Raw genomic sequence first — 18,852 nt, 5'->3', positions numbered from 1 at the left:
CGCGCCTGCATCGGTGGCATCGCAAGGGGATATTTTTAGCCTTGGGGAGGCGTGCCGCGGAAGGCGCGGTCATTGAGCTCGCGGCGGGCCTGTTCCAGAGCGACGAGGTCAGCAAAAAGCGAGTTATAGCTAGCTTCATCATCGGAGGGACGCATGCGGCCAAGACGAGCCTTCAGCTGGGCGATTTGGTCGCCCACCACCGTCTCTTGCAATCGGGAGAGCACGGAGTCGGCGTATTTTTCGGGGCCGACGTCGGTGGGCAAAATGGCCTCTACGGCAAGCTCCGAGACAAAGTTGCGGCCGGTAAGGTCCTGCATTTCGCCGGCCACCGCGGCGATCCACTCCACGGCCGGCATGGTGGCGCCCTGAGCTGCGCCACCCACAGTAGAAATGGCTTCCCGGACGAGGCGGTAGGCGTCGTTGGTATAGGCGTCGGCAGTAATGCCATCGAAATAGGAACCTGCCACCTGCGGCATCTGCAAGGCCAGCTTGAGGGCCTCGCGCTGGGGCCACAGGTGGGTCTCCTTCGGGCTCGGCGGATGGATCATCGGCACGTCCTGCTGCGCCGGCTGCTGCTTCGCATTGTCGAAACGACGAATGGTGGGCTTTTCGGCCTTTTTGGGTTTGCGTGCCTCCGCGCGGACCTGTCGGAGAACCTCTTCCGGATCCGGCCAGCCCACCCAACCTGCTAGACGGCGGGCATATTCACGCTGCAAAGGTTGATCACGGATCTGTGCGACCACGGGTACCGCGCGGCGCAGGGCCTGCAAACGCCCCTCGGCGCTGTCAATGCTGTATTCCGCGATGACGGACTGGATAACGAACTCGAACATGGGGATGCGGTCCGCGATGAGCTCGCGCACGGCGGCGTCGCCTTTCTGCAGGCGCAGATCACACGGATCCATGCCGTCGGGCGCTACGGAGACAAAGGACTGACCGGTGAACTTTTGCTCGCCGTCAAAGGCGCGCATGGCGGCCTTCTGCCCTGCCTCATCGCCGTCGAAGGTATAAATGAGCTCGCCATTGAAGTAGGAATCATCCAGCATGAGCCGGCGCAGCACTTGGAGGTGCTCGCCGCCAAAGGCGGTGCCACAGGAAGCAACTGCGGTCTTGACGCCTGCGGCATACATAGCCATGACATCCGTGTAGCCTTCCACCACTACGGCCTGGTGGTTTTCGGCGATATTGCGCTTGGCCAAATCGAGGCCAAAGAGCACCTTGGACTTGCGGTAGAGCATGGTCTCAGAGGTGTTCATGTACTTGCCGAGCTTGTCGTCGTCGAAAAGCTTGCGCGCACCAAAGCCAATGACGTTGCCGGAAAGGTCCTTAATCGGCCACAGCAAGCGACGATGGAAGCGGTCGATGGGACCACGCTTGCCTATCTTGGAAATGCCAGCTGCCTCTAGTTCTTCAAAAGAAAAGCCTAGGCGCAGCAGGTGCTTGGTGGCCGTATCCCATCCCTCTGGGGCATAGCCGCACTCGAAGTCATAGATGACCTCGCGGGAAAAGCCGCGATCCAGCAGGAAATCGCGAGCTGTAGCCGCTTGTGGGGTCTCCAACTGCTGGCGGTAAAACTCGTGGGCGGCCTTATTGGCAGCGATGAGGCGCTGCCGCGTGCCCGGCTTCTCATTGCGCGCGCCCGTAGAACCGCCCTGGTAGTTGATGTGATAGCCGATCTTCTGCGCTACTGCTTCAACGGCTTCTGGGAAGGAGACCTGCTCCATTTCCATCAGGAAGCTGAATACATCGCCACCCTTGCCGGTGGAAAAGCAGTGGTAGTAGCCGCGCTGCGGGCGCACGTGAAAAGACGGGGTCTTTTCATCCTTGAAAGGGCTAAGGCCCTTGAGGGAATCGTGCCCGGCGGGCTTGAGCTGCACGTACTCGCCGACGATCTCTTCTAAAGGCGCGCGTTCACGGATAGCTTGGATGTCGCTGTCCGGAATTCTGCCTTTTGCCATGCGTACAGACTACCCCGCGCGCGGTGGGAACGCTTAACTGCCTAGGGCAGGATGGTGACGTTGAACAGGGTTCACAGTTTGGACGCAAATTACCCTCTGTTGGGGTGCTTTCCACATACTGTTACCTACCCCCGTGACGGGGCAATTTTTGACCTCACCATTGTCTCGGGCCGATTTCCACTTTTAGCGCCGCACCTGCAACAATAAAGGTATGCCCAAGTCCAAAGCGTCCAAGAAATCGCTCCCTGTTGCCCTCGGTGGCCTTGCGCTTGTCGTCGTAGCAAGCTATTTCGGTTTCGACCTCGGCGGCGATGGTGATTCCGCTGCTTCCTCCACTTCTGAGTCGACACAAGCGGCCGCGACTGGCGACGCCGATACCTGCACGATGTCTTCCCTACCCGCCGAGGCCAAAGACACCGCGGACGATATCTTGGCCGGTGGCCCCTACGACTACCCGGATAATGACAACGCCCGCTTTGGCAATTACGAGGGCCGGCTGCCTCAGCAGGACAAGAATTACTACCGCGAATACACGGTAGAAACCCCAGGCAGCCACAACCGCGGTGCCCGCCGCATCATCACCGGTGGCGGCAGCGAGACCGACCCAGACGTGTGGTACTACACCGATGACCACTATGAAAGCTTCTGTTCTATCCCGGACGCAGAGGAGTAATCATGCGACGCATCCTCATCACTGAACGCATCCGCACTCGCGCGGACTTCTTTAACGCACTCGGCCGCACCCGCGGCTGCGAAGACTGCGGCCCGCGCAACCTCGATGACCTAGCGGATTTCCTACGCGAGCAGCGCACCAGCGTCATCGTTGCCTCCAATATGGATATCGAAGGCGAGGACCTAGCGGCGGTAGCTAGCGTGCTCGAGGACCAAGGTGTCGCGTTGGTGCGCTAGCGACTCGGGCCCTGGGGCTGGAGCGGGAGCTGAGGCGTTAGGTCCATAGATATGAGGCCGAATTGAGGGTTTTGAGCTCTCAATTCGGCCTTTTCGCGCTCAGATCGGCCTGATGAGTCTCGACCTAACTCTAGCGCGGTGGTGGGTAAGCCAGGTTTAGCTGAGGAACCCAGACAGCTCCGCACTCCGGCGGGCCAGGCGCTCGAGGCGCGATTCGGTCATAGACGCAATTTGGTCGATGATGGCGCGGTCGCGGGCGGCGTCGGTTTCGGCTTGCTCCCACCACAGCCGAAAGGTGGCATCCAAAGAACCAGGGGCGCCGGCGACGAGGTAATCGTAGACGCGGTAGATGCGCTCGCGTTGACGGTCCTGGCGGGCAAGGTGGGCGGGCTCGTCCATGACGTAGAGGACCGCGATGGTTTTAAGCAGCTTGACCTCGGCCTCGGCTTGCTTGGGCACAACGAGGTCGCCATGCATGCGGCCAAGGGTATTGGAGGCGATGAGCTCGGCATTGGCCTCGCTGGTGGCGCCGACGGTCGCGCCGACATAACGGCCCACGAGCTCAGAGGTCATCTTCTTCAGGTTGGCATAGTCGCGCAAGGAGTAATCAAAATCGCCGACGGCATTGATGACGCTTAAGTTGCGCAGGCTATCAGCCGCCTCTAAAAGCTCGTCGGCCGTGCCGCCAAAGGCCTTAGCGCCCTTTTCTGCCAGCTGGGCTAGCTCAACTAGATCCCAGAGCACATTAAGGGAGATGCGCCGGGAAATAATGCCGTCTTCCACGTCATGCACGGAGTAGGCGATGTCATCGGACCAGTCCATGACCTGGGCTTCGATGCATTTTCGATTATCGCTATGGCCCTCGCGCAGCCACTCGAGCAGACCCGCGTCCTCGTCATAGGCGCCGTATTTGCGGTTGGTGCTGCCATCGGGATTGGTCTTGGTCCAGGGGTATTTGCAGGCACCGTCGAGGGCGGCGCGGGTGAGGTTGAGGCCGAAGCTTTGCGGCACGCCGCTGGCATCGTCCACGATGACCTTGGGTTCTAGGCGAGTGAGGATGCGCAGGGTCTGCGCGTTGCCTTCAAAGCCGTTGAGGGCAACCTCGTTGAGCGCATTTTCGCCATTGTGCCCATAGGGTGGGTGGCCGATGTCATGGGTAAGCCCCGCCATATCGCATAGGTCAGGGTCGAGTCCGAGTCCAGCACCGATGCTCCGCGCAATTTGGCCCACCTCCAGGGAGTGGGTCAGGCGGGTGCGTGGAGTATCGCCATCGCGCGGACCGACGACCTGAGTTTTATCGGCCAAGCGCCGCAGGGCTGCCGAGTGCAGCACACGGGCGCGGTCGCGGGCAAAGACGCCGCGATGTTCTTCCACGGAATGGAAGGCTGAGCCCTTCGGCTTTTCATCGGCCAAGCGGGCGAAGTCGGGCGTGGAATAAGAATAGGACACGCCCCAAGTTTATTCCGTGAACTGGCCTTTTGGGTGAGCAACGTGGCCGCCTAGTTTTTAGCAGGCCGCGGGCCTTTCACAAAGTTGCTGCCCACCGCTGCCAAGCCCACAACCACCACCAAGAAAAGTATGAGTCCAAACGGAACAGCCGGAAAGTGCAGTACAAGTTTATGCGCTATATAAGAATGCATATATGTGCCCAGTAGAGCGGCTGATCCTAGCGATAAGGCCAGAGCAAAAGCCGAAGGCAAACAATTAGCCAATTTCCTGTTCCTGTGCGCTTCAGCAACTGAGACGCCTTGTTCCCAAATGGTTTTAGTGAAGCGGATAAGCCGACCTTGTTGTGCTAAGGCCAGGCCGAAGATGAGAACTGCTCCCCCAACAATCACGTAGGCGAACAACGGAATAAATTCGCTTGTACCGGTACCGTTTGGACCATAAAGCAACGTTGAAGGTAGGTTTTCTGCCCATTGCTGAGCGCCTACAACCTCCATCTCTTGACTGTCGCTCAATTCCACTTGCTTCGAAAAAATGGCTACAGCATAACCTTCGTCTTGCCTTTCGCCCGTTCCCCAAGAAGGATCGGCTTCAGAATTAAAGGTTTTATCCCATGGCCGCATCCACGTTTGGTCAAACGGCGATCGGGGTTCCGTCTCAACTACCTCTCGGTCATTAACCAAGGAACTTACTGTTCCGTCCCGATCTTCTACCAGCGCAAAGACAGCGCCTTCTTCCATGGTGGAAGGTTGGAGCTCTTCCGAGTCTTGGTCAGCAGGCACCCAGCTAAGAACTCCTAGGCAATCTGCGGCGTGATCCTGACAAATGTTTTGGGCAGTGGATGTGCTGATAGTTTGTCCATCCTGCGGCGACCCTACATACACGTTCTTCACATTGTCAGCTAATTCTTCCCTTGCTGAGTAGAGTGCCGAATCATTCGCAATAAAAGGAATAATGGGAAACAAGATAAAAATACAAGAGACCCGCAATATGGTGGTGGCGATAAAAGATCGCGCATATCGGACTCCCAAAATCGGAGGATTCCATCCCCCAAACTTGAGGGAGAGGTATTCGGTGGAATATAAGACAACCGCGTAGACAAATACAGAGGCAGCACTCACCAAGAAGGGCACGCAGTAGACGAAAATAAACGGCCAACTACTAGATGGATCCGCCTGGGGCATCGCCACAAATCCCACTAGCAATACAACACAGGCTGCTATCCCCAGCGGATATCGAAGGAGTTCTGCAGCCCGCGGATTCCTTGGAGTTGGATCTATGCGAGTTGGGCCTTGGCTCAAATCCTCCAAAACTCTCGTTTCCTGTTGGAAAGGAACGAAGCTCAGACAAACGATAGCGCACCATGAGATCACAGCGACGAGTAGTGGTGAGGGGAGTCCTTGAGGAAGATCAATGCCAAAACCCGAATACAGAACCAGGAAGATTGGCTTCATCAGCACTGGAACCAGAACTGCGCTAACTATTGAAAAGAAAAAATAAACCGTAAGTAGCTCAAGGAATAGCACTCGGCGAATTCGTTTTAATGTTAACCCAAATAAACGAAGCGCCTCATAGTGGTGGCGCCTCCCCTCCACCACATGCCTAAAGCAATATTTGAGTGCCAAAGCAAAGGGAATGGTGGATATGATAGCTGAATACATCAGCCCCATTGACATAGATTCGGCTACCTTGTCCGCCGCTACTGTGGAGACTAACAGACAGACAAAGAAGAAGAGCACAAACGAGGTAGCTAGTAACGGGATACTCTCCACAAAAGTGCTCTTACGGATCTTCGCTTCCACAGCGCGAAAATTCATTGGTTTACCCCGATTTCCAAAACCTGATCACAAAACTGCGCTAAACGGTCATCGTGGGAAACTACCAAGGCGATTGCGTGGTTTCTTACTATGTAATTATGCAGATATCGCAACACTGAATATGTGTTGTCCTCATCCAATGCACTCGTTGGTTCGTCTGCGAAAATGAGTTGGGGCTTTTTAGACATTGCCGTTGCTATGGCCGCGCGTTGGCGTTGTCCCCCTGAAAGCTCGTGCGGTAGAGAGGCTCCGTATTCACTCATATTGAGTTGAGCTAGCAAAGAGCTATTAGCGTCCGAGTGTTATGTCCATGGACTTTTTGGACACGGAGTCCAGTAACTTTTTGGGCTAGGAGTCCAATGACTTTTTGGACGTGGAGTCTCCCTGCTTTTTGGGCAGGGAGTCTTTGGTGTTTTTGGACAGTCTCTAGCTCGTCTTACCGGTTATGGTTTCTTTCGTCTCGACGGGCGCGGACGCGACAGGATTGGTTTGATCTCTGGTGGTCGGCGGTGCCACATTCCTTCGACATGCCCGATGTTGATCTGTCCGCCGGCTGGACGCTCAAGTAGCTTGATGGGCAGTGGGAATGAAAACAGTGCTTCACCATCATGATCAGTGAAGAACTCAGCGGTGTCATCGGTAACGTGGCTGTATATGAGCCGGTTTTTAAACCGGAGTCCTACATAGAATCCATAGCCCAGGATGCGCACCACTCCGCTTTTGTTGATCCACAGTGTGTCGGGGATACCCCAGGCGTTGCTTGACTGGGCGGATAGACCGTCTACGGTGGGACTGACGGTAGGAGATGATTCTTGCTGGATTGGTTCGTTATCGTCATCGATGGTTGTGGGAGAAGCTGCAACTTCTCCCACAACCGGCGCCATCGCCTCTTTAACCCCATTCTCGATACGATGCTCGTGGTGTATCGCGCTTTCTGAGTGTGTATCCCGGTATGACTTCACAATCTTGGCCCACAGCATATCCGGGTCAATGGGTTGTGTTGGGGATTGAGCGTGGGCGAAGTGCTCACGGGCTTGGGCTGGAGTGATGTGCATTTTGCCGACTAACAGGCCTTGATGGCGGCGCCTGGTGTTGTAAAACTCGCGGTAGTCGTCCAACAGCTGTTGGACGTGCTGAAGTGTCGTAGGTTGGCGTGCATCGAGAAACTTGGTCATGGTTTGATGCGAGCGTTCATCTTTGCCTTGGGTTTGCGGGCCAAAACCTGCAATGGACCAGATACCTTGGGCGGCGAGCCAGCGCTCGGTATCGGACAATCGGCCCCGGTGATAGGTGGCAAAAGCTTCACCGTTATCGGTCAAAAGTTCCTGCGGGCGACCATACGTTTCTATTGCTGCGGCCAAGGTAGTGCGAGCATCGAATCCGTTTTCTTTGGCGGCGAAGGCTTGTGAGCCCAGATCAAACCGGCTGGCATCATCAACCAGCTGGTAGATAGTGATCTGGGTATGTGGAGTGTCAAAGAGTCGGTAGACAAACCCGTCGAGTTGCCACAGCTCATCGACCTTATCGCGTGCCCAGAGTTTATAGCTTTTACGAGGACGTTTACGGGCATTGGCCTCAGCAACACCAGCTTCGTGGAGCCAAAGCGCAATCGTAGACCGTGCCGGTGGGTGCTCTAAACCAAGGTCATCAATGAGGTAGTAATAGATTGACCACGGGCCATAGTCACGTCCCTGGGCCTTGAGCACTGATCGAGCTGTGATGACTTTCTGACGAAGGTGATCATCGTAGATTCTGGCTGGGGAATGCGGGGCGGTGGAGTCAGGCAGGATGCCTGCACGGCCGCGTTGTTCAACGCGGCGTTTGATGTTGGCATAGGTTTGGCGAGATACGCCAATATCCTTGCAGAATTGGGTGACGGTTCGTCCGTCTCTTACTGGGTCGAAGTCCGCTATTTTCTTGCGGAGATGGGTTGAAATAGCCATCTTGGTATTCCAACCCACCGACTGTCCAAAAAGTCTTGAGACATCACGACAAGGAAGTCTTTGGACTCCGTGACCAAAAACTATCTGGACTCCCCGTCCAAAAATCCATTAGACTCCGTGTCCAAAAACTCCATAGACATCACACTATTAGCGTCCGAGTCCGCAGTGGCTCCGCTTAGCCCTTGTGCGAAGGAAAGGTTTTCGTCGATTGTCAAACAGGGCACTACGCCGGAATCTTGAAACACTATTCCCATCGATTTAGCTCGAAGCCTATCTCTATTTCGAGCAGAAGAGCTCCATAAATCATGTCCGAAAATACTGACGGTTCCTGATGTTGGCTTCTGGAGTCCAGAGATAACGCGAAGCAGTGTGGATTTGCCGGACCCAGAGGCGCCTCGAATCCAAGTGAGGGTACCTGGCTCATGCACAGAGTCGATAGAGAATAGCGGGCTACTTTTCCTGCTTAGCTTTACAGACAGGTTCTCCAGTTTTAACACGCTTTCCTCCTGAGTCTTCGTAGCATTTCAGCGCTGGCCGACATGGCTCGGTGTTATTTCCAGATTTAACGGAAAAGAAACCCTTTTTCCCTAGAAATGTATCGGCAGCTTAAAAAATATCATGCGATGCTTCTTATCGCCGGGGAAAAGAATCCCTATCTTCCTGCTCAATCGTCTGATGCCGCAGCTTTTGATTCGGGCGCAGGAGCTGCTCCACGCGGTAGAACCCATTGCGCAGTGCGGCGGCACCGCGCGGGGGCAAAAGTCCTGCTACCAGCGCGTAGGCCACGCCACCGGTTTCGTGGGCAAGGTAGCGCCACCAGGGTGTGGAAAAGCGTGCGGCTGGGTAATACGGCGTGCCGGATACGGTGGCTTTTAGTCCTTCCTGGCGGGCGATGAGTGCGGTGCGCAGGCGGTGGAGGGGATCGGTGATGATGGTTGCGTCGGAAAGCGCGAAGGCTTCTTTGGCCGCTTTCAGGGAGCTGCGGGTATCTAGCCCCTGCTCCACCGCGTGGACGGTCAGGTGCGGGTAGTGCTCGCGCAGGAAGGTGCGGCCGACGCCGGCCTCGGTAAACCTATCGCCGGGTAGCTTGCCGCCCACGGTAATAACTTCCAGGCCCTCGGCGGTGGCTAGCTCCCCGGCATGGCGCAGGCGTCCGGCAAGGATGCGGGAGGGCCGGCCGTCATATTGGGCGGTGCCTAAAACAATTACGTACTTCACTGCCCCATTACACTACCCGTCGAAGAGCTAAGCGGAGCCGGTAAAGTGGTGGGCATGAATTTGAGTGCACGTTTGGGCCGCGCGGCCATCGCCGCTTTCATCTTGGGCTGCACCTCCATCGGTGCGGGCTCTGCCTTTGCCGCTGAAACCACCACCGTGGCGCAGGGCACCGGTACGGCCCCCCTTAAGGAGAAGGTTACCGATGACGCGGGCGTTTTAAGCACCCAAGAAAAGGCCGAGCTGAGAGAAAAGATTGGCCAGCTGCAAAAGGACGAGCACCGGGTACTCTTTGTTTACATCACCAATAAGCTAGATACGGATCCGGAAAGCTATGCCGCCCAAGTGGTCAAGGACAAGGGGGAAAACTCTGCGGTGTATGTCCTGTCCGTCGATGACCGCAAAATGGGCGTGCAGACGGGCAAAGATTGGCCCAAGGGCCGGCTCGACCAGATGTATGACGCCGCCTATGACAAGCTGACCAGCGATGAGTACGGTGCTTCCGCCCTCGCGCTTGCCGACGCCGCCCTGGGCAACACCAGCAGCTCCAACTCTTCCGATTCTTCCGGCCTAGCGTGGCTGGGCGGCGGCGCGGCCGCCATCGTCGCCGCAGGTGGCGGCATCATGTACTACTCCCGCCGCAATACTAAGAAGAATAAGGCGCAAACACTCGAGTCGGCCCGCGAAATCGCCCCGGGCGATACCGATCAACTCAACCGTTTGTCACTAGAGACCTTGGAGCAGCTGGCGCAGGAAGAGCTGGTCTCTACCGATGAGTCCATCCGCCGCGGCAAGGAGGAGCTCAATATCGCGCTTTCGGAGTTTGGTCCAGAGCGCGTGCGCCCGTTTACCAAGGCCATGAACCACTCCACTTCTACCCTGCAAAAGGCCTTCCACCTACGCCAGCACCTCGATGACGCCGTTCCGGAGTCCCCAGCCGAACGCCGCCAGATGCTCGTGGACATCGTCTCTTCCTGTGGTCAGGCCGATGATGCCCTGGATGCCCAGGCCGCGGAATTTGCCCAGATGCGCGACCTGCTTATCCACTCCGATGAAAAACTGGACGAGCTCACCCAGCGCACCGTGGGCCTGCGCGCCCGCCTACCGGAGGCCGAATCCACGTTAGCCCGGTTGAAAGGCAACTATGACGAACACGTTTTGTCCTCCATTGCCGATAACCCGGAGCTTGCCGCCGCTTCGCTTGATGAGGCAGAAAAGCTGCTAGAAAAGGCCCGCGGGGTCCAGGCCCAGCCGGCCGGTCAGCAGGGCCCGCTGGTGGGGCTCATCCGCGATAGTGAACATGCCTGCGCGATGACGGATCGCCTAATTTCTGGCGTGGAAAACGCCGAGGAGAATATCGCCACCGCCCGCGCTAACCTCGAGTCCCTCATTGCCGAGGTCGAAGGCGAAATCGACGAGGCTCGCGAGCTCGAGCGCCAAGGCAAGGCCCAGGGAACCACTGCGGATTGGAACGCGCTCGAGGAACTGCTCGGCCGCGCCGGCACCGCAGTCACTGAGGCCAAAGCCCACGGCCAGCAGGATCCGCTAGGCCAGCACACCGCGCTTACTTCTATTGACACGCAGCTGGATGAGGCGCTTGACCGCGTGCGGGAAAAGACCTCCACCCACGCGCGCCAACTTGATCTCTTCCGCCAGCAGATTTCCGTGGCGGAATCCAATATTCAGGCCGCGGAGGACCTCATCTCCTCCCGCGGGCGCATCATCGGCTCGGGCGCACGCACCGCGCTTGCCGACGCCAAACGTCTCCACGCCCAAGCCCTCCACACCGAGCGCAGCGATATCCGCGCCGCCCTGCAGTCCTCCCGAGAAGCGGTAGCCGCGGCCCAGGCAGCGCTGCAGCGCGCCAAGGATGACATTGACGAGCACCGTCGCCGCCAGCAGCGCCAGCAAATGGGCAATGCCGCCGGCAATATCGTTACCGGTATGGTCCTTGGCCAAATGCTCGGCGGCGGCCGCGGCTTCGGTGGCGGTTTCGGAGGCGGTGGCTTCGGTGGGGGCAGCTTTGGCGGCGGAGACTTCGGCGGAGGCGACGGAGGCGGCTTCCGCGGCGGCTCCTTCTAGCCGAGCAAAGACCGCCCCGTCTCACCCCGTGGGTGGCACCTTCGTTGGTGGCGCGGGGCTAGGTGCGCAGGGTGCGCGGGGTGGCGTCGAGAAGCGCGCAGGCGTAGCTCAAGAATATGGCGTCGAGCTCGGGCAGCTCGCCCACCCTCACCTGCAGCCCGTTTCCGGCTGGGGCGGTGCTGGCGACCTCGGCGCCCGAGCGGCGAGCTACGATGCGGCGCTCGCGGCGGAAAGGGTTGCGGCGTTCTAGCAGGTACTCGCGCTCCCCGCAGGCCGCACGCAGGCGGGTGATGGTAATCCCGGCCTGGGAGACCGAGAAATCCTCGCCCGCGCCCGCCGCGGTCTGCGCGCGCAAGAAAAAGCGCGGGGAGGAAGAATCCAGCGAGGATTCTAAGGAAAGGCGCTCCCCGCCCGCGGTGGTGAGCACACCATCGCGCACGGAAGCCAGTTGCTCCCCCATGGCGTTGGTGAGCACGTCCGCGCGCCAAGTCCACTGCACAGTCATTAGAAGATGAAAAGCGCGACGAGGGCCACGATGGAAGCGAGGACCAAGGTGATGATCCACGCCCAGGCTTTGCCTTGGGTATTAGCGTCCAGGATGACGCGGGTAAACCAGCTCAAACCGGCGATCTCGGCTGTGGTGAGTCCTTCGGCATCGTGCTCGAATTCGAGGATGGACTTGCGCACGCCGGAGTTTCGCGCGGAGAACTGCCCTACCTTTTCATCATCGACATCATCGATGATCCAGTCGCCGCTATTTTCATTAACGAAGTGAAAAGTGCGGCCGTTGAGCGATGCCTCTAGGCGCTTATCGCGGCCGAGGCGGCCGGCGAGGCGGTAGATGGAGCCATCGGCAAGCGTGGCAGAGGCGCCTAGATCACTGACCTCGGTGCGCCAGAAATGCCCGTCCACCTCCGCGGAATGCTCCGAGAATACACCGAGCTGCTCCGGACCATCCTCGGCCAAGAGCACGGGTTTTGCGCGGTCAGAGCGATCCCAGCTGGTGTAATGCATTCCTAGCACCCAATCAGGCGGGAGGCGAGGTATGCCTCGAGGTCCTCGAGCTTCACGCGCTCTTGCTCCATGGTGTCGCGCTCTCGCACGGTCACGGCATCATCATCGAGGGTGTCGAAGTCGAAGGTGACGCAGAACGGGGTACCGATCTCATCCTGGCGGCGGTAGCGGCGGCCGATAGCACCGGAGACGTCAAAGTCCACGTTCCAGTGTGCGCGCAGCTTATCGGCCAGCTTGCGGGCCGGCTCGGAAAGCTCTTCCTTCTTGGACAGCGGCAGTACGGCCACCTTGATCGGTGCCAGGCGGCGGTCCAAGCGCAGGACCACGCGCTTATCGGTGCCGCCCTTGGCGTTCGGAGCCTCTTCCTCGTCGTAGGCATCCACCAGGAAGGCCATCATAGAACGGCCCAGGCCGGCGGCCGGCTCGATGACGTACGGAATCCAGCGCTCGTCATTGGCCTGGTCGTAGTAGGACAGGTCCTCGCCCGAGCCCTTGGCGTGAACGGACAGGTCATAGTCCGTGCGGTTGGCCACGCCTTCCAGCTCGCCCCACTTGGAGCCCTTGAAGCCAAAGGCGTACTCCACGTCCACGGTGCGCTTGGAGTAGTGGGAGAGCTTTTCCTTCGGGTGCTCGTACAGGCGCAGGTTTTCTTCCTTGATGCCCAGGTCCACGTACCAGTTGTAGCGGTCATCAATCCAGTACTGGTGCCACTCTTCGTCCTCGCCCGGCTTAACGAAGAACTCCATCTCCATCTGCTCGAACTCGCGGGTACGGAAAATGAAGTTGCCCGGGGTGATCTCGTTGCGGAAAGACTTGCCGATATTCGCGATGCCAAACGGCGGCTTCATGCGCGACGAGGTCATCACATTCTTGAAGTTAACGAAGATGCCCTGTGCGGTCTCCGGGCGCAGGTAGTGCAGGCCCTGCTCATCGTCCACCGGGCCCAGGAAGGTCTTAAGCAGGCCGGAGAAGGCCTTCGGTTCGGTCCAGTCACCCGGCTGGCCAGTCTCCGGGTCATTGATATCTGCCAGGCCGTTTTCTGGCTCGTGACCATGCTTTTCCTCGTAGGCCTCAATCAGGTCGTCCGCGCGGTAACGCTTGCCGGTGTGGCGGGATTCCACCAGCGGGTCAGAAAAGACCTCGACGTGACCGGAGGATACCCAGACCTGACGCGGCTGGATGACGGAGGTATCTACGCCCACGACGTCTGCGCGGGACTGCACCATGTGGCGCCACCACTGGCGCTTGATGTTTTCCTTGAGCTCTACACCAAGAGGGCCGTAGTCCCACGCGGAGCGGGAACCGCCGTAAATTTCACCTGCCTGGTAGACCAAGCCGCGGCGCTTACACAGGTTTACAACGGTATCGATGACGGATGCCATTAGTTTTCGGACTCCTCTGGTAGGGGACAGTCTTGACAATCTCGTTCAGTCTAACCCGTAGCGCTTCTCGGCGGTGGGATTGGGGCATGAATTTAATCTGAAATAAATACAACGTATTGCAAGTATCGGGTAATATAAGGATACCCGACAGGTAATAGGTATTTAATTGAAGGTGACATTCCCTATGACGACCACTTACAAGGCCCCAAATACTTCTGCGGCTGCCGGCGTTATCGCTGCCCTCGATTCGCCCCTACGCATCGCAATCATCTCCCGCTTGGCCGAGCGCGATCACTTTGTCCATGAGCTGGTCAAGGCCACCGGCAAGTCCCAGCCCCTTATCAGCCAGCACCTGCGCGTGCTCAAGCAGGCAGGCATCGTGGACTCCGAGCGCAGCGGCCGCGAGGTAACCTACTCGCTCATTGCGCCGCGCGTTTTGGACCTGCTTGCCGACGCCGCCAGGATCGCCTCCTAGCCCCTCCCCTCCTGCATATAAAGCCGCCTGACTGTGCAGTTGTTGAAAAACTATTGATAATGTTAAGAGCATGGCTTTACACGACAGTATTCCCAAACTAGGCGCGCGCAATACCAAGCAGCGCACCGCAGTCGTCGAGGTGCTCCGGGAAATGGAGAAATTCTCCTCCGCTAAGGAGATCTACCACGAGCTTCAAGAGCGCGAGGAGAAGGTGGGCCTGACCACCGTGTACCGCACCCTGCAGTCCCTGACTGATATCGACGCAGTGGACGCGCTCCACATGCCCAATGGCGAAACCCTCTACCGCCACTGCGAGACCGATGCCCATCACCACCACTTGGTATGCACCAAGTGTGGCCGCACCGAGGAGATCGACGGCGGCCCGATTGAAAAGTGGGCCACCTCCGTAGCGAAGGACTATGGCTTCGAGCTCACCGGCCACGATGCCGAGGTCTTTGGCATCTGCAGCGACTGCGCCGCCTCCGCGTAGGCATCCTCGCTCCGCCTAGCGAAGCCACTCCCCCTAGCCTCAGTCTCCACCCCGGAGCCTGAGGTTTTCTTTTGTCACGCACAGTGGCAGCGCGTTACACGCCACGGCTATAGCGCCGAGACCGCAATCAACTGCACGACCACATTATTGACCAAGTGCACAATAAAGCCTGCACGCAGCGAATTGTGAAAACGAGTTACTAGGGCGCACCCCATTCCTAGAAAAGTCGCATACACCATCACCGGCGGCGCAATATGGGCAACACCAAATAACAGCGAGCTGAGGACCACGCTGGCAAACGCTGGGACGCTCCGATCCAAGTACCCCATCAGCAGGCGGCGAAACACAATTTCTTCCACCAGCGGTGCCAGTAAAAGGTAGCAAGCCAAAGAAACGACAACCATCACACCGCGCCCATCAGCTGCGGATGCATTTTCCGATGGCGATAACCCCAATAGTGGCCCCACCATCGCAGCAGCTGCCCCAGCCGCCAGAATCACAAGGGGCGCCTGCCACAGTAAGTGCCAACCACGTCGACCCAAGGGAACAAGGCCGAGACTAATTCTCCGCCGCTTGAGGTAATACACCAATGCCGCCGTCGGCACCACCACTGAAAGCGCAAGCGCAACGGGCATAACCGTACCCAACCCACGCGTAGCCAAGCCGGCCTTCATCATGACAAAAACTGTCACTACCAATAGAACATCCATGGCAATAATGGCCACTATTCCGATAAATGCGCCTTTTAGCTTGATGTCGTCTTCTGCCATGCCCCTACCCTAAAAGGCCTCCACTCATCCTCAAGAATGAATTGAGCCCGAAAGGTAAAGCAGCCTTTACAGTAAAGGACGCTTAACATACGATGGATGTCAAGCACACTTTACAACCACTGGTTACAGGAGGCTTCCTTGCAGACCACCCGCTTTGGCCGCCCCAAGTTTGGTGGCACCCAAACCAAACTCCTCACACTATCCGTTGCGGCTGGCGCGAGCCTCGCTGCAGCCGCCGGTGCCATCGTAGCCGCATTCGTACACGATGATTCACCGCTACTAGCGTTTGCCGTGTACGCACTGTGCCTATTTCCTGTAGCTACGGCGGCTAGCTGGGGATTCATGGTGGATCGGGACACCATCCGTGGGGCAACACCCGATCCGGAAAATTCCATCGAATCCCATTGGTATTCGCAAGCCTCCGAAAACACCCTGCACGCCATGCTCTTTGGAATTGGTGGCCTAGGCGTCGTCTCTTCTTTTTGGGAGTTTCAGGTTTCCGGCACCCTGCTCACGATGATCCTGGGAATCTTTGTCACCGGAACCTTTGGCATTAGCTACTTCGCCCACAAGCGGGCAGCGAGTTAAGCCATGGACAACCGGCTTAAAGAAATTCGCGAAAGCCGAGGCCTCTCGCAGCAAGGATTGGCCACCGAGCTAGGCGTATCGCGCCAAACGATAATCAGTATTGAAAAAGGGCGCTACGATCCTTCGCTCCCCCTCGCATTTCAGATCGCGCGCCACTTTTCCTGCCGCATCGAGGATATCTTTATCCCCAGGATATAAACGCACACCGCTTCGCCGCTTGGCTTTTACTTCTTGACGCCACCGAAACGGCGGTCGCGCCGCGCGTATTCCTCGATGGCGGCAAAGAGATCCTCCGGGGTGAAATCTGGGAAGAGCTTATCCTGGTAAATCATCTCCGCATAAGCCGACTGCCACAGCAGGAAGTTAGAGGTGCGCTTCTCACCGGAGGGGCGCAGGAAAAGATCCACATCCGGCATGCCCGGGTCATAGAGATGCTGGGCTATGGTTTCTTCCCTAATATCGCGCGGGTTGAGCTCGCCGGCTGCAACCTGCTTGGCGATGTCCCGGAAACCATCCACCAGCTCTGCCCTACCGCCGTAGTTCACGCACATGGCCAAGGTCATCTTGGTGTTATCTTTGGTCAGCTCTTGGGCAGCCTCAAGCTCCTTAATCACTGAGCGCCATAGGCGCGGGCGGCGCCCAGCCCACACCACGCGCACGCCGCGCTCATTGAGCCACTCACGCTGGCGGCGCAGCACATCGCGGTTAAAGCCCATAAGGAAGCGGACCTCCTCGGGGCTGCGGCGCCAATTCTCGGTGGAGAACGCGTAGGCAGAAAGGTAAGGAACGCCGGCGGCAAGGCAGGCATCGACGACGTCAAGAAGCACGGCTTCGCCGCGCCTATGTCCCTCGGTGCGCTTCATGCCTTTTTCCTGGGCCCAGCGGCCATTACCGTCCATAACCAGCGCAATGTGGCGGGGCATGAACTCATCCGGAATATTCGGTGGGGTCAAAGTGCGGTTCGGGTCTGGCGTAATCACGGGCTATATTCTACTGCTCCATAACCTGCAATGCGGAAACATTGCGCTCCATATGCCACTGCAGGTGCGCCCGCGCTAGCCGATGCCCCTCCTGCTTTTGGGCATTCGTGGGATTCGTCGGGTAGTTATGCGCTAAAAGCCACAGGTGATGCAGCGTTTCCGGATCCACCTCCGCGGCACCCGGAGGCCGGCATTCGTGGCACGCCGCCCCGCCGACTGCCGGATGAAAGGCGTGGTGCGGGCCGGGACGGTTGCATTGAGCACAGTTGAAAAGGCTCGGTGCCCAACCGGCATGCGCCATCGCCTGCAGCAAGAAGGCATCCAGAGTCATGGTTGGGTCCGCGGTTTGCAGCCGCTCCAAGGTCGCGGTGACGGATTCGTAGAGGTAGGGGTCGTGGGCGGCGTCGGCAAACGCAAGCCGCTCTGCCGATTCCAATACCGCGCACGCGGCCGTGTAGCGCTCATAGTCCTCGATTAGGCGCGCGCCAAAGTAATCCACCGTATCCGCCTGGGAAATGGTGGCTAGATTTTTGCCCACATACAGCTGGACATCGAGGTTGACGAAGAGCTGCAGGCGCGAGCCAAAGCGGGACTTCGCGCGGCGCACGCCCTTGGCCACCGCACGCACGAGGCCGTGATCGCGGGTGAGCAGGACAATGACGCGATCGGCCTCGCCAAAATCATAGGTGCGGATGACCACTGCGCGGTCACGATAGTTCTCGCGCATAGTGGTTTAAAACCCGAGCCTGCCCAGCGACTTCGGGTCTGACTGCCAGTTTTTCAGCACTTTAATGCGCAAGTCTAGGTAAACGTTCTGGCCCAGCAACTCGATGATTTCCTTGCGGGCATTGCCCACAATGCGGCGGAAGCGCAGGCCATCCTTGCCTTCGATAATGCGCTTTTGGCCAGGCCGCTCCAGATACAAAATGGCGTGGATATCCAGCACGCCCTCACGGGTGCGCGAGGGCAACATCTCATCCACCTGCACCGCCACCGAGTGCGGCAGCTCCGCCTTCAAGCCGGATAATGCAGCCTCACGAATGAGTTCCTCGATGCGCTTTTCCTGGCCCTCATCGGTGATGTGATCATCCGGGTAAAACTTCGGGCCTTCTGGCAGGTGATCCACGATGACCTGCACGAGCTCATCGAGCTGTACACCTTCCTTGGAGGACACCGGGATGACTACCGCATTCGGGTCATCTTGGGAAAGTAGCTCGTGCAGGGCCAAAAGCTGTGCGCCTACCTGGTCTTTGCTGGCCTTATCCAGCTTGGTGACGATGCCGATGATCGGCGTCTTCGGCGCAATGGAGCGCACGTTGTCCAGGATCCAGCGGTCACCCGGGCCAATCTTTTCATCGGCCGGGATGGTCAGGCCAATGACATCCACATCGGCGTAGGTATCCTTGACTACCTCATTGAGGCGCTCACCCAACAGGGTGCGCGGACGGTGCAGGCCCGGCGTATCCACGACGATAACTTGGGCGTCTTCGCGGTGCACCAAGCCACGGATGGTGTGGCGGGTGGTCTCCGGCTGGTCGGCCGTAATCGCAATCTTCTGACCTACCAGGGCATTGGTCAGCGTCGATTTACCGGTATTCGGGCGGCCGACAAAGGACACGAAGCCGGAACGGAATCCTTCCGGGGTGTCGGTGTACTGCGAATAATCAAGCGGGGCGGCCGCATTCTCGGCGCCTTCCGGCACGGCATCATCGGGGTCTTCCGGAAGACCCTCGAATGCCGCATCAAACTGTGCATCAAAATCAGAACTCATTACCCGCAATAA

21 protein-coding genes are annotated in these 18,852 nt (G+C 58.2%); 7 read left to right on the top strand and 14 right to left on the bottom strand.

Annotated features, from left to right (window positions below; all coding sequences use genetic code 11):
- Positions 1-35: 35 nt before the first annotated feature.
- Positions 36-1,958, bottom strand: a complete 1,923-nt coding sequence (dnaG, locus tag ACLI1L_RS03760; protein ID WP_411708078.1) for a DNA primase — start codon at positions 1,956-1,958, stop codon at positions 36-38.
- Positions 1,959-2,169: 211 nt separating this feature from the next.
- On the opposite strand from dnaG, the gene ACLI1L_RS03755 reads away from it, so the two are divergent.
- A complete protein-coding gene (locus ACLI1L_RS03755; RefSeq protein ID WP_301715932.1) occupies positions 2,170-2,631 on the top strand; it encodes a ribonuclease domain-containing protein in 462 nt (153 codons plus the stop codon).
- Positions 2,632-2,633: 2 nt separating this feature from the next.
- The gene (locus ACLI1L_RS03750; protein ID WP_411708077.1) at positions 2,634-2,867 is read left to right on the top strand and encodes a hypothetical protein; all 234 of its coding nucleotides are present in this window, start codon (positions 2,634-2,636) and stop codon (positions 2,865-2,867) included.
- 156 nt (positions 2,868-3,023) lie between these two features.
- Here ACLI1L_RS03750 and ACLI1L_RS03745 read toward each other — a convergent pair whose 3' ends face one another.
- From ACLI1L_RS03745 to ACLI1L_RS03720, 6 genes are all read right to left on the bottom strand, one after another.
- Positions 3,024-4,316 (bottom strand): deoxyguanosinetriphosphate triphosphohydrolase, encoded by a 1,293-nt coding sequence (locus tag ACLI1L_RS03745; protein ID WP_411708076.1) that lies wholly within the window; start codon positions 4,314-4,316, stop codon positions 3,024-3,026.
- A 50-nt stretch (positions 4,317-4,366) separates the two neighbouring features.
- Positions 4,367-6,130, bottom strand: coding sequence for an FtsX-like permease family protein (locus tag ACLI1L_RS03740; protein WP_411708075.1), 1,764 nt, complete (start codon positions 6,128-6,130; stop codon positions 4,367-4,369).
- Entirely contained in the window at positions 6,127-6,411 is a 285-nt protein-coding gene (locus ACLI1L_RS03735) for an ATP-binding cassette domain-containing protein (protein ID WP_411708074.1), read from the bottom strand. Before ACLI1L_RS03735 ends, ACLI1L_RS03740 begins: the two co-directional genes overlap by 4 nt.
- A gap of 162 nt (positions 6,412-6,573) precedes the next feature.
- Entirely contained in the window at positions 6,574-8,073 is a 1,500-nt protein-coding gene (locus tag ACLI1L_RS03730; RefSeq protein WP_411707371.1) for an integrase core domain-containing protein, read from the bottom strand.
- A gap of 80 nt (positions 8,074-8,153) precedes the next feature.
- Complete coding sequence (locus ACLI1L_RS03725; RefSeq protein WP_411708352.1) at positions 8,154-8,501, bottom strand: ATP-binding cassette domain-containing protein; 348 nt, start codon at positions 8,499-8,501, stop codon at positions 8,154-8,156.
- 202 nt (positions 8,502-8,703) lie between these two features.
- Entirely contained in the window at positions 8,704-9,291 is a 588-nt protein-coding gene (locus ACLI1L_RS03720) for a YdcF family protein (RefSeq protein WP_086589151.1), read from the bottom strand.
- A 54-nt stretch (positions 9,292-9,345) separates the two neighbouring features.
- Here ACLI1L_RS03720 and ACLI1L_RS03715 point away from each other — a divergent pair, with 54 nt between their 5' ends.
- On the top strand, positions 9,346-11,370 hold the full coding sequence (locus ACLI1L_RS03715; protein WP_411708073.1) for a TPM domain-containing protein: 2,025 nt from the start codon (positions 9,346-9,348) through the stop codon (positions 11,368-11,370).
- 58 nt (positions 11,371-11,428) lie between these two features.
- On the opposite strand, the gene ACLI1L_RS03710 is transcribed toward ACLI1L_RS03715, so the two are convergent.
- The 3 genes from ACLI1L_RS03710 to ACLI1L_RS03700 are packed head-to-tail and all read right to left on the bottom strand — an operon-like array spanning position 11,429 to position 13,766.
- On the bottom strand, positions 11,429-11,875 hold the full coding sequence (locus tag ACLI1L_RS03710; protein ID WP_411708072.1) for a hypothetical protein: 447 nt from the start codon (positions 11,873-11,875) through the stop codon (positions 11,429-11,431).
- Complete coding sequence (locus ACLI1L_RS03705) at positions 11,875-12,384, bottom strand: hypothetical protein (protein WP_411708071.1); 510 nt, start codon at positions 12,382-12,384, stop codon at positions 11,875-11,877. The genes ACLI1L_RS03710 and ACLI1L_RS03705 overlap by 1 nt, the downstream gene beginning before the upstream one ends.
- A gap of 2 nt (positions 12,385-12,386) precedes the next feature.
- Positions 12,387-13,766, bottom strand: a complete 1,380-nt coding sequence (locus ACLI1L_RS03700; RefSeq protein WP_411708070.1) for a glycine--tRNA ligase — start codon at positions 13,764-13,766, stop codon at positions 12,387-12,389.
- 184 nt (positions 13,767-13,950) lie between these two features.
- Between ACLI1L_RS03700 and ACLI1L_RS03695 the strand changes: the two genes are divergently transcribed.
- Both ACLI1L_RS03695 and ACLI1L_RS03690 read left to right on the top strand, forming a co-directional pair.
- Positions 13,951-14,241, top strand: coding sequence for an ArsR/SmtB family transcription factor (locus ACLI1L_RS03695; RefSeq protein ID WP_086589155.1), 291 nt, complete (start codon positions 13,951-13,953; stop codon positions 14,239-14,241).
- A 70-nt stretch (positions 14,242-14,311) separates the two neighbouring features.
- Positions 14,312-14,731 carry a Fur family transcriptional regulator gene (locus ACLI1L_RS03690; protein ID WP_049378544.1) on the top strand — a complete coding sequence of 140 codons (420 nt, stop codon included), beginning with the start codon at positions 14,312-14,314 and terminating at the stop codon, positions 14,729-14,731.
- Between the two features lie 107 nt (positions 14,732-14,838).
- On the opposite strand, the gene ACLI1L_RS03685 is transcribed toward ACLI1L_RS03690, so the two are convergent.
- The gene (locus tag ACLI1L_RS03685; RefSeq protein WP_411708069.1) at positions 14,839-15,501 is read right to left on the bottom strand and encodes a lysostaphin resistance A-like protein; all 663 of its coding nucleotides are present in this window, start codon (positions 15,499-15,501) and stop codon (positions 14,839-14,841) included.
- Positions 15,502-15,597: 96 nt separating this feature from the next.
- Between ACLI1L_RS03685 and ACLI1L_RS03680 the strand changes: the two genes are divergently transcribed.
- Together ACLI1L_RS03680 and ACLI1L_RS03675 are read left to right on the top strand one after the other, a co-directional pair.
- Positions 15,598-16,089, top strand: a complete 492-nt coding sequence (locus ACLI1L_RS03680; protein ID WP_411708068.1) for a hypothetical protein — start codon at positions 15,598-15,600, stop codon at positions 16,087-16,089.
- Between the two features lie 3 nt (positions 16,090-16,092).
- Positions 16,093-16,287 (top strand): helix-turn-helix transcriptional regulator, encoded by a 195-nt coding sequence (locus ACLI1L_RS03675; RefSeq protein WP_049361566.1) that lies wholly within the window; start codon positions 16,093-16,095, stop codon positions 16,285-16,287.
- 26 nt (positions 16,288-16,313) lie between these two features.
- Here ACLI1L_RS03675 and ACLI1L_RS03670 read toward each other — a convergent pair whose 3' ends face one another.
- Genes ACLI1L_RS03670 through era form a run of 3 tightly spaced genes read right to left on the bottom strand, consistent with a single transcriptional unit; the run spans position 16,314 to position 18,840 of the window.
- Positions 16,314-17,069, bottom strand: coding sequence for an isoprenyl transferase (locus ACLI1L_RS03670; RefSeq protein ID WP_411708067.1), 756 nt, complete (start codon positions 17,067-17,069; stop codon positions 16,314-16,316).
- 10 nt (positions 17,070-17,079) lie between these two features.
- Positions 17,080-17,796: a DNA repair protein RecO gene (gene recO, locus ACLI1L_RS03665; RefSeq protein ID WP_049361567.1), complete on the bottom strand. Its 717-nt coding sequence runs from the start codon at positions 17,794-17,796 to the stop codon at positions 17,080-17,082.
- A gap of 6 nt (positions 17,797-17,802) precedes the next feature.
- Complete coding sequence (gene era / locus ACLI1L_RS03660) at positions 17,803-18,840, bottom strand: GTPase Era (protein ID WP_200288786.1); 1,038 nt, start codon at positions 18,838-18,840, stop codon at positions 17,803-17,805.
- Between the last annotated feature and the right edge of the window lie 12 nt (positions 18,841-18,852).

Source organism: Corynebacterium sp. LaCa117 (assembly GCF_046717765.1).
GTDB classification, from domain to species: Bacteria; Actinomycetota; Actinomycetes; order Mycobacteriales; family Mycobacteriaceae; genus Corynebacterium; species Corynebacterium kefirresidentii.
The sequence above is the reverse complement of the archived record's forward strand: the minus strand, read 5'-3'. Positions and strand labels throughout refer to the sequence as shown.